The 10,768-nt window shown below is 69.5% G+C and carries 9 protein-coding genes; 2 read left to right on the forward strand and 7 right to left on the reverse strand.

Features of this window, described 5'->3' with window-relative positions:
• The coding region (locus tag VNE62_04820; GenBank protein HVE91611.1) for an AAA family ATPase at positions 1-702 on the reverse strand (702 nt) is incomplete at its 3' end.
• 288 nt (positions 703-990) lie between these two features.
• Here VNE62_04820 and VNE62_04825 point away from each other — a divergent pair.
• Entirely contained in the window at positions 991-1,908 is a 918-nt protein-coding gene (locus VNE62_04825; GenBank protein ID HVE91612.1) for a hypothetical protein, read from the forward strand.
• Positions 1,909-2,220: 312 nt separating this feature from the next.
• Entirely contained in the window at positions 2,221-4,011 is a 1,791-nt protein-coding gene (locus VNE62_04830) for a hypothetical protein (protein ID HVE91613.1), read from the forward strand.
• A 50-nt stretch (positions 4,012-4,061) separates the two neighbouring features.
• Here the strand turns inward: VNE62_04830 and VNE62_04835 are convergent, their stop codons facing one another.
• The 6 genes from VNE62_04835 to VNE62_04860 form a co-directional block, all read right to left on the reverse strand.
• On the reverse strand, positions 4,062-5,699 hold the full coding sequence (locus tag VNE62_04835) for an ABC transporter substrate-binding protein (protein ID HVE91614.1): 1,638 nt from the start codon (positions 5,697-5,699) through the stop codon (positions 4,062-4,064).
• Positions 5,696-7,312, reverse strand: coding sequence for an ABC transporter substrate-binding protein (locus VNE62_04840; protein ID HVE91615.1), 1,617 nt, complete (start codon positions 7,310-7,312; stop codon positions 5,696-5,698). The genes VNE62_04835 and VNE62_04840 overlap by 4 nt, the downstream gene beginning before the upstream one ends.
• Positions 7,313-7,315: 3 nt before the next feature.
• On the reverse strand, positions 7,316-7,543 hold the full coding sequence (gene secG / locus VNE62_04845) for a preprotein translocase subunit SecG (protein ID HVE91616.1): 228 nt from the start codon (positions 7,541-7,543) through the stop codon (positions 7,316-7,318).
• Positions 7,544-7,584: 41 nt separating this feature from the next.
• On the reverse strand, positions 7,585-8,850 hold the full coding sequence (locus VNE62_04850; protein HVE91617.1) for an alkaline phosphatase family protein: 1,266 nt from the start codon (positions 8,848-8,850) through the stop codon (positions 7,585-7,587).
• Positions 8,850-9,611, reverse strand: coding sequence for a triose-phosphate isomerase (tpiA, locus tag VNE62_04855; GenBank protein HVE91618.1), 762 nt, complete (start codon positions 9,609-9,611; stop codon positions 8,850-8,852). The genes VNE62_04850 and tpiA overlap by 1 nt, the downstream gene beginning before the upstream one ends.
• A 34-nt stretch (positions 9,612-9,645) precedes the next feature.
• A partial coding sequence (locus VNE62_04860) for a phosphoglycerate kinase (GenBank protein HVE91619.1) occupies positions 9,646-10,768 on the reverse strand: 1,123 nt, incomplete at its 5' end.

The raw sequence follows: 10,768 nt of genomic DNA on the forward strand, positions 1-10,768 counted from the left end.
GGAGGCGTACGCGATCATCTGGGTGACCTGGGTGGTCTCCAGCACCGACCCCAGGTCCTCGATGGACAGGTTGATCGCGTTGTCGAACATGACCTCGAGCTCCGAGTCGCGGTTCATGTACCCCATCGTGAGCTTGAACAGGAACCGGTCCAGCTGCGCCTCAGGCAGCGGGAAGGTTCCCGCCAGCTCGACCGGGTTCTGGGTAGCCAGGACGAAGAACGGTCGCGGCAGCGGGTGCGAGAACCCGTCCGCTGATACGTGCCGCTCCGCCATGGCCTCCAGGAGTGCCGACTGGGTCTTGGGCGTCGCCCGGTTCACCTCGTCGGCCAGGAGGATGTTCGAGAAGATGGGCCCCTTCTGAAACTCGAACACGCCCCTCTTCTGATCCAGGATCGAGGACCCCGTGATGTCGGCGGGGAGCATGTCCGGTGTGCATTGGACGCGGTTGACGGTGGCGTTGATCGACTGTGCGATGGCCCGGGCCAGCATCGACTTGCCCGTCCCCGGCACGTCCTCGAACAGGATGTGGCCTTCGCAGAGGATGGCCACCAGCGACAGCCGCACCACGTCTGACTTGCCCTTGATGACCGTCTCGATGTTCGCGACGATCTCTTCGTAGTTCGCCTTAAACGACTTGGCGTTGAGCTTTCCGTCGTAGGATCCGGACCCTGATCCCCTGCTGCGCGGTGGCCGCTTGCTCATCAAGCCTCCTGTGCGAAAAAGTCGCCCCGCAGGGGGCCGTAGGCCGTTTGCGGCCACGCCACCTGCGCTGGAAGCCGAAAGCATAGCAAAAGGTCCCGGAAGGCCATACCCGTCGCCGCCGCGAGCACAGAGGCCCGCGTCAAGTGCCGTCAGGACGGGGCGGCAGAAGCCCGGCCGGGGCTTCCAGAAAGGGAAAACGGCCGACGGGAAAGGCCTCCGGCCCCGTTTCTAGGGGTGTACCGCGGAAAGGGAAGCCGCGGACAGGGGCACTGAGGGAGGTTACTCAAGATGGACTTCGCGATGCCTGTCGCGTGGGGGGAGGACAGCCGCGGCTTCTGGACAAAGCGCAAGCGGTCGGCCGTCAGCCTGCTCACCGTACTTTCGCTGGTCACAGGCGTCGCTGTGGCCTACAAACTGTTCACCAGCGCGATCCCCAACAACGTCGTCCGGGACGCCTCGACCTTCAACTACGAGGTCTGGAAGCGGGACGCGAACCTGCGCCCCGACCCCGACGAGGAGTTCATCAACACCGCCGGCTGCGCCAGCACCAGCCAGCCCGGCTGCACCACCACCTACGGCGCTACCGCGATCTACGAAGACGGGATCGACACGTTCCCCGGCGACACGCGCACGGTCGAGGTGAGGCTGGACAACACGAACTCGATGCCCGCAAAGGACGCGACCTTCTACGTGTACATCAGGGACATCAGCGTCATCGGGTGCGTGGATGGCGGCGGGAACCCTAGGTCGTGCTCGGCTCCCGGTTCAACTCCCCAGGTGATCGGACAGCCCAGCAACGCCGCCAACGCCTTTATCGCCTTCTGGACCTTTTCGGTGGACAAGGAGAGCGTGTACCACGCCGACAGCACCGAATTGAACGGCGACGACCACGGCCTGGCCAGGAATCCGCCGAATCTGAACGGCGACCCGGACAACCGGACGATCCGCGACTACGTCCAGTCCTGCGAAGGCGGGCTGAAGGGGTTCGTCCAGTCGGCCCCCTGCGACCTCGGCACGGTCAAGGCCTTCGGGTCCGAGGACGCGACGGGCGCCCGCACCGACCAGAGGTACTACGAGTTCAACCTCACCGAGGAGGACAACCAGACAGACCAGTCGGCCTTTAAGGGATGGAAGCTGAACTTCAGCCTCGTCTTCCAGGCCCGGGTGCCGGCTGTGCAGGAGGTGGCTGCGATCGGCGCCAGGTAGGCGGCCTCGCAGTTCCGGACTTCCCTCGGGAGGGGCCCCACATCGGGGTCCCTCCCGTCATTTTGCGGATCTTGGGCTCCCCCCGGTCCCCTGGGCGGAGCGAATGGCCCATCGATACCCGGGCCGGGTCGCGGCGAAACTGCGGTGGTCCGCTTCCCAGCCGACCCCCAAATGAGAGAAGATTGTGTCCGCGGAGCCGTATCCTCTGCGTCAGTGGGTCGTTTGAGCAACTAGAGGCACTAGTTCTGCCGGGCCGGTCCCCCAGGGGGCCCGGGGGATAGGCCAAGGACCGATCGGAGTGATATTCAGATGATGCGGGGGATTAAGAAGGTAGCCGCGGCGGCCGCAGCCATGGCAGTGGTCGCTTTGCTCGCGCCGAGGGCGCAAGCGCAGGTACCGATCCAGGATGCCGTGATCAACGGCTACGCGACCGGCTCGGTCTTCCACCTGGATGCAATTTCAGGCGTTCTGCCGGCCCCGGCCGCGGGACGGCTCGTGAACGTGGACGAGGCGTTCTCTGGCGCTTCGGTCGCCTCTCGGGGCATGACCAATCAGATCCAGAACGAGATGCAGCGTGTCGTTCAGAGGATCTCCGCCGCCCACAAGACCCAGGCAAGAGGCGCGGGTCTGGAAGTAGGCGCGCTCTTGAATCCGCCCTCGGCGGACACGCAGATAGCTCTGGACGGCAGGGCGGAAGCATTCGCCCCACCGTCCACCGGCCTGATCACCGAAGAGGTGGGGCCCATCCGGGTCGATGACGTCGTCTACGCCTCAACCCTCCGTGGGCAGGCGCAGGCACGCTGGCTGGACGCGGCCTGCATCCTGGGCTCCGATCTCAGCTACGGGCTCGGATACGCCGAGGACGCCCAGCTGCTCGACACCGGCGGGGACACCAACCCGGTGACGCTCGACCAGCCTCTGCTCTCTTCCGACGCCCCGCAGTCCCCTGCGGGCGGCGAGCGGGCGGTGGCTCAGTCGGTGTCGCGCACCAAGCTGGTCCGCCAGACCAATCGCAGCGGTGCGTTCATCGGGAACAACTTCGGCCTCATGAGCGAGGTCCGCGAGACGATCGCCCCGGTCACGCTGTTCAGGGGCACGCCCAACCAGACCACCATCGAGATAGCCGGCGAGTGGGTTCTGCGGGCGGTGGCCTCCGGAGTCCCGGGCGGCGCGTACATCCACTACGGACCGGGCACCGTCTCTCCGGAGACGCCCCTCATCCGGATCATCAATGCTGCCGGACAGGTCACCACTCAGTTGACCAGTCAGGGGATCGCACTGCTCGGACCGACCGGCCTGGTCGTGCCCCTGCCGAACAACGTCGGTGAGATCGTCATCGGCGAGGACCCGCGGGCCATCGGTGGGAACGCAAGCAGCGCAGTGACGGAAGCCCCGGATGGCACCGTCGCATCCGGTGCCGTGGACGTGGTGCGGGTGAAGCTGCTCGAGACCCGCAACCCAGCGGGCGAGGTCGTTTCCAAGGTGGAGGACCTGCGCATCGGTCACATGGAAGTGTCCGCGCAGGTTCCGACGGGCGGCGTCTCGTGCCCGCTTCCGGTCACGAAGAGCGCGAACCCGCAGGAAGTCGACGTCGACCAGACCTTCTCGACGCCGATCACCGTCATGAACCCCTACGACTGCGACCTGACCAACATCACGGTTACCGACGAGATCACCACGACGCAGGGTGGGACCTTCCGGGTGCAGAGCACGAATCCCACGGCATCGCAGTCACCGTCGGGCGACAACCTGTCCTCGGGCACGATCGTGTGGACGGATCCGGGGCCGATCAGGCCCGGTGACAGCCGGACCTACACGGCAGTGATCCAGGCGCGATCCGCCGGACGGATCGAGGACCTGGCGTCTGTCACGGCCACCCTTGCCAACTGCAGCGGTGAGAGCGCGGCGCTGGCGGGTTCCGCAGTCGGTGTCGCGGGAGCATCCGCGGCCGGCGGCTCCGGCAGGGTTAGCGTGCCGGTCGGTCAGGTCCTCGGGGCCACGCTGGCTAGGACCGGTCCTGTCCAGACCGCGGCCGCCGCGGGTGGGCTCGGGCTGATCGTCCTGTCGGGCATCGGGCTGTACACCCGGCGCCGGATCGTCTAGCAACCTGGTACTGAAGAGGGCCGGACCTTCGGGTCCGGCCCTCTTTGATTTCAGGATCCGGTGGTCCGCCAGTCAGCGGCGTTCCAAAGCGGTCCGGCCGCGGATCCGGTGGAGTGAGGTCCGGAGATGCCCCCACGGGAGACCGTCCAGGCGCGGACACGGGCGAGAGGGACCACGAGCCGTGAAGCAGCCAGCCGCTCCTGGACCTTCAGCCACTCGGCCTTCGGGAGGCCGGGCTGGGGACCTCCGCGCAACTTGCGGACATCGGCCGCGCTCTCGGCGGCATCCAGAATCGGCGTCAGGTCCGGCACCTGTATGGGCGGTGCGGCGTACACGGACGCGTCCGCTGCGTCGGCCCCCGACCTCAGGACCAGCATCGCGTCCGCCCGCCCTTCGGGAAGCCACTCGCGTTCGTACCGAAGGGGCTCCACCCCGATCAGCTCGACGTGCACACCCACCTCCCTCATTCGGAAATGGATGAACCTCGCGAGCGAGGCGGCCGCGGACGATCCATTCGCGTAGGCCAGCTCGAAGGTGGCCGCGGTGCCGCCCTTCGTGAACTTGTCGCCGGACTTTTTGAACCCGGCTCCCTGCAGTGCCTTGCGCGCCGCGTCCACCCCACCTGGCTTCCAAGGGCCGTCTATCGCCGGACGCCCCTCGGCCCGGGGGCCGAGCACCGGGAACTGGTGCGGGATCCCGTTAGCCTGCTGGCCGGTGTCCTCCAGCAGCTCGGCCACGAGCGCCCTGTCCGCCACGTGACCGGCGGCTTCTGCGAGAACCTCGCGTCCCTTCAGCCGGGCCGGGCTGAAGTCCAGCTCCCACCAGGTGCTCCCCCACGGTCCGGACGCGCCGGGACCTCCCGTGAGGGGGCCATCGGTCGGAGCAAAGCCCCGAGCGCCGGATCGGGCCCCGAAATTCGGTTCCCCCGGCGCGTAGGCGGCGTCGAGCTCACCCTTGGACAGCAGTTGTAGGCGCGCCTCTTCGTCGCGGACGAACGTCACGTCTATGGCCTCGACCCCCGCGCTCTTGCCCCAATAGCCCGGATTGCGCCTCAGCCGGATCGACAAGCCGCGGGTCCAGCCTTCGAACGCGAACGGGCCGCCCGAGACCGTGGGCCCGTTCTCCCACGCCGGTGAGTACGCGTGCGCCGGCAGGATCGGGTCGTCGATGGAGAACAGCGCCCACCACCTCCGGACCGGACGGTGGAAGTGGAGCGTGAGGCGGCGCGGCCCCTGGACCTGGACGTCTTTGAGCAGCCGGTACCGCCCCGCACCGGGCCCGGCCTTCAGCCGCTCCCACGTAAACCGGACGTCCTCGGCCGTGATGGGCTTGCCGTCGCTCCAGGAGGCCTTGCGCAGCCTCAGCGCCACCGAAAAGGGGTCCGTCTTGAAGTCCCGGGGTGCGGGCCAGGCCTCCGCGAGGTCGGGGGCCGGGCGCATGGCGGCGTCCATCCTGAAAAGCGAGGGCAGGACGGGGCGCAGGATGTCCCGGGTGGGGCGTGAGCCGCCTGCGCGCGCCACCGGGTCAAGCGTCGGGGGCTCCCACGGGTAGCCGAACCGGATGGTGCCGGTGGGCGGGGGGCCGACGGGCGACGGCTCGGGCGGCTTGGGATCGCTCGGACACGCAGAGGCAGCCAGCAGTACCAGGGCCAGGCACAGCCTGGTCGGGCGCCCACGTCGGGCGCTCAAGACGTCTCGCGGGGGCGCCCAAACGACAGGCGCGCGAAATTCGTGAGGCCGAGGCCGTCGACGGCCGGACCCCCGGAGGCGCGCAGTCGCAGGTCCATGGCGGCGCTGGACCGGTACCACAGCAGCGGCAACACCGGCAGATCGGCCAGGATCGCCTCCTCGGCCTTCGCAAACCGGCGGACGCGGTCCCCCGGCTCGACCGTCCGGCGAGCCTCTGCCAGAAGCCTGTCCACCTCCGGGTTGGCATAGCGCATGAAGTTGTCGCGGGCCGTGGATGCGAACAGCGGGAACAGAAGGCCGTCGGCCGCCGGGTATGCGGGGACCCACCCGAACTGGAAGAGGTCCAGGTCACCGGAGTCCAGCCCTTTGACGTGATCCAGCACGGGGCGCTTCACCACGCGCGCCGTCACCCCGGCAGCCCCGAAGGCCTTGGCCAGCGCCTCGCCCACCGCCGGGTTGCTCCCCTCCTCCGGGACTCCGATCGTGATTTCGGGCGGCCCGTCCGGGAACGCCTCTGCGATCTTGGCTCGGGCGGCGTCGGCGTCGTGGAGGCAGACGGCCGCGCAGGGGCGCGCCCGGCCTCCGGGCAGAGCGGGGGACGTGAGCCCCAGCGCCGGGTCGCGCGTGCCCTCGAAGATGGCGGAGGCGATGCCGGAGCGGTCGGCGGCCATGCTCAGCCCCTGCCGGAACGCCAGCATCTTCATGCCCCGGGCGCTTCTGAGGTTGAACCCGAAGAAGTACAACCCCGTGGTGCGGGCGAACCCGTCGTCGCCGAACTTGCGGCGCGCCTGCCGGGCGCGGTTGGCAGGGACACTCGCGTAGTGGAGCTTGCCCTGCAGCAGGTCCAGGTACCCGCCTGCTTCGTCCCTGGTGCCGATGACCCGAACCCGCCTGATCGCGGGCTGGCGGCCCCAGTAGCCCCCGAAGGCCTCCAACCGCATGCCTCCGCCGTCCCAGGCCTCAGCGACCGTGTAGGGGCCGGTTCCGACGGGCTTCTCGCCGAACTGGCGGTGCTCGCTGCGTATCTCCGCCTCCGGGACAACCGACGCCGCGGGATGTCCCAGGACGGACGGGAAGTCCGCCCACGGCTCGCTCAGAGCGATGCTGACGGTCGAGTCCCCCAGGGCGGCGACCCCCGCGAGGATGTCGGACTTGCACCCGCCGGCGACGTCCGGGTACCCGACCACCAGCGACAGCAGATACGAGGGCGCACCCCGCGTGGGCGAGGCCTCGGGAGCGCACGCCGCACGGGCCAGACGGCTCAGCGAGAAGACGACGTCCGACGCCTTGACCGGGGTCCCGTCGTGGAACCGGACGTCCTTTCTGAGCAGGAACGTGAAGGTGCGGGCGTCCGGCGAGACGGTCCATCCTGACGCGAGCCCCGGCTTGGGCTCCAGGGTCCTGGGGTCGTGGGACACCAGCCCTTCGAAGATCTGCCGCCGAACGAGGGTCTCTCCCCGCTCGCCCTCGAGCGCCTCGACGGCCAGCGGGTCGAGCGAACCGACGGTCCGGACCCCCACCCGCAGCTCGGAGGGAGGCCGTGCCGGCGGCTCCGAGTCGGTGCACGCCGAGGCGGCCAGCGCGAGCGCGCAGGTGGCGGCGAGCCGGCGCACCGGCTAGGTCAGGCGGAGGCCGAGCAGCAGCGTCGTAGTCGCGAACAGCAGGGCGGCCACGACCGTGATGCGGTCCAGGTTGCGCTCCATCTGTCCGGCCCCGCCCAGCGCTCCCCCGCCGCCACCGAAAACGTCGGACAGGCCGGTGCCACGTCCCGAGTGCAGCAGGATGAGCGCCACCAGGATCAGCGACACGATGACGTGGAGGACTATGAGGGCGATGTTGATCATGCTGGGATTCTAGCCGAGACACCGGCGGCGGTCGGGGCGCGTCACTGCCGGGCGAGCTCGACGAGCATCGGCAGGATCTCGGTGCCACGCAGCCGCCCAAGGGCACCCGAGGCAGCTTCGGCCTCCGAGTATCCGCGGCAGCCGTCGGGGGAAACGCCGGGACCCGCGATCACCAGGGGAACCGGATCCGCCGTGTGCGCCTTGCGCACGCAGGACGTGGAGTGGTCCGCCGTGACGGCCAGGATCACCTGGGGGCCGAGGCCCGGCAGCAGGGTCCCGAAATAGCCCTCGTCGATGGCCTCGATGACGTCGCGCTTGTCCTCCGCGCGGCCGTCGTGCGCGGGCACGTCCGGCCCCTTGATGTGGACGTACAGGACGTCGTAGCCCTCCAGCGTGGCCAGCGTCTGCTCGGCCAGCCTCGCGTAGGCGGCAGGGTCCTCGCCGGAAGCCTCGACGTGGACAGGGGCCATGCCGGTGACCCTGGCGATGCCGATCTCCACCGGCATCTCGGCGAAGCACGCGAACGACATGCCGAATCGCTCCTGCAGCGACTCGACTTGCGGTATGTGGTCCCCGGAGTCGCGCAGCAGCACCACGTTTCCCGGGGGCCGTCCGCGCCGGACACGCGCCGCGTTGACGTCGTGGGAGTCCAAGAGCTTGCGCGACTGGTTCGTCCACTCGTTTGTCAGGGCCGCGCCGAGCCTGGAGCCGGCGGTGTCGTCCAGCGACTCGCAGCTTTTCACGAGCGGCTCGAACGTCTCCAGCGCGATCCCCAGGGGGCCGCGGCGCTCGTAGGCGGGGTCGCTGTTGGAGATCTCGGCGGACAGAGGCGAGGACGCGCGCAGGTGAAGGACCCCCCGGTGCTCGGACGTCGCGAGAAACCGCGCCTCGGCTCCCTCCAGCCGGACACCCTCGTTGACGGCATCGGCCAGTGACCGCGCCTCCGAGTCGGACAGGTCGCGTCCCGCCCGCCGGTCGGAGATCCGACCGTCGTCGCCGAGGGTCGCGAAGTTGGCCCTCCAGGCGAGATCCCCCGGACGCATCTCGATGCCGGCTCCCAGGGCTTCCAGGGGGCCCCTTCCGGCGTGGTGGGTGCGGGGGTCGTAGCCGAGGATCGAGAAGACGGCGATGTCCGACTCGGGGGCGATGTCCTCGCCTACCGTGACGACCGTGCCGCTGCGTCCCCGCTGGGCCACGGAGTCGAGATTCGGCGTGCGGGCGGCCTCCAGGGGGGTGCGGCCGCCCAGGGACGGTACGGGGTCGTCGCCGAGGCCGTCGAGGATCACGTAGCAGATCGACTTCGGCATCAGTAGCGGACGATCATCGCAAACGACTTCGGCTCCAGGGCGGCGCCGCCGACGAGCGCGCCGTCGACGTCGGGCTGCGCCATGAACGACGCGATGTTCCCGGGGCTTACGCTGCCGCCGTACTGGATGCGGGTGGCCTGGGCGGAGTCGCCCGCCAGCTCGCCGAGCACCGATCGGATGAACGCGCAGGTGGACTGGGCGTCCTCAGGTGTGGCTGCCCGTCCGGACCCGATCGCCCAGACCGGCTCGTAGGCCACGACCAGACGGCCGATGGAGGCCGGGTCGATCCCGGACAATGCGGCGCGCACCTGACGCCCCACGATCTCCTCGGTGCGGGTGGCCTCGCGTTCATCCAGGGTCTCGCCCACGCACAGGATCGGCAGGAGGTCCTGGGCCAGGGCCGACTTGACCTTCCTTGCCACCCACTCGTCCGTCTCGCCAAGCAGCTGGCGGCGCTCAGAGTGGCCGAGGATCACGTACCTGCAGTGCATGGCCTTGAGAAAGGCCCCGGACACCTCTCCGGTGTACGCGCCCGACGGCTCCCAGTGCATGTTCTGCGCTCCCAGGGCGACCGGTATGTGCTCCTCCTCAACGACGATCTGCACGGACCGCAGGGCCGTGAAAGGCGGGCACACCACGATCTCCACGCGGTCGTAGTCGCGCTCCTCGAGCTCGTAGCTCAAAGTCCGGACGAGCGAGATCGCCTCGGTGTGGGTCTTGTTCATCTTCCAGTTGCCGGCTATGACCGGACGTCGCGCCATGTAATCCCTCACTGGCCGGGGGCAGTCCGAGATTCTACCGGCGGCCCCCGTCCGGACCGCCCGCGCGCGCCGCCGCCTGCTCCAGGGCCTGGATCCCCGGCAGCTTCCTGCCTTCGAGGAACTCAAGCGAGGCGCCGCCGCCGGTGCTCATAAAGTCGATCCGCTCCGAAAGCCCCCCGGTGCCGGCAAGCGCGGCGGCCGTGTCGCCGCCGCCGGTGACCGTGAACCCCTTGCACGCCGCGGCGGCTTCGGCGACCGCCCGGGTACCGGCCGCGAAGGGCTCCTTCTCGAAGACGCCCATCGGTCCGTTCCAGAACAGGGTCCCCGCTCCGGCGACCACCTCGGAGAACTGCGCCGCCGTCCGGGGGCCGATGTCCAGGCCCATCGCGTCCGGGGGCATGGACGCCACGGGCACGCTCCGGCCGCTGGAGTCATCGGGGGACCCGGCCACCACGACATCGGACGGGATCACGATCCTTCCGCCCGCATCGTCCATCAGGGACTTCACGTCCTGCACGCGGTCCTTTTCGAGCAGCGACCTGCCGACCTCGTGTCCCGCGGCGGCCAGGAACGTAAAGCACATCCCGCCGCCGACCAGGATCGTGTCGGCCCGGGCCAACAGGTTCCTGATCACGCCGAGCTTGTCCGAGACCTTGGCGCCGCCCAGGACGACCACGAAAGGCCGGTCCGGCGGCTCCAGGAGCCGGGACAGCGTCCGCACCTCACCGGACAGCAGCGATCCGGCGGCGGACGGCAAAAGCGCCGGCACGCCCACCACGGAGGCGTGCGCCCGGTGGCTGGAGCCGAAAGCGTCGTTGACGTAGAAGCCGGCCAGCGCGGCGAGCTGCACGGCCAGCTGCGGGTCATTTGCCGTCTCACCCGGTTCAAACCGCAGGTTCTCCAGCATCAGGACCTCACCGGGCGCCAGATCGGCCGCGGCCGCCGCGGCTTCAGGCCCGGCCACCTCCCGCACGCTGCGGACGGGGACACCGGCCGCGGCCGACAGGGCCTGAGCCACGGGGGCTGTAATCAGCGACTCGTCACGGCCCTCCGGGCGGCCGAGGTGGGAGCAGACGACCACGCGGCAGCCCGCGGCGGTGAGACGGCCGAGTGTGGGCAGAAACGACCTGATGCGGAAGTCGTCGGCCACCCGCCCG

The organism is Actinomycetota bacterium (genome assembly GCA_035536535.1).
In the GTDB taxonomy this organism is placed as follows: Bacteria; Actinomycetota; JAICYB01; order JAICYB01; family JAICYB01; genus DATLNZ01.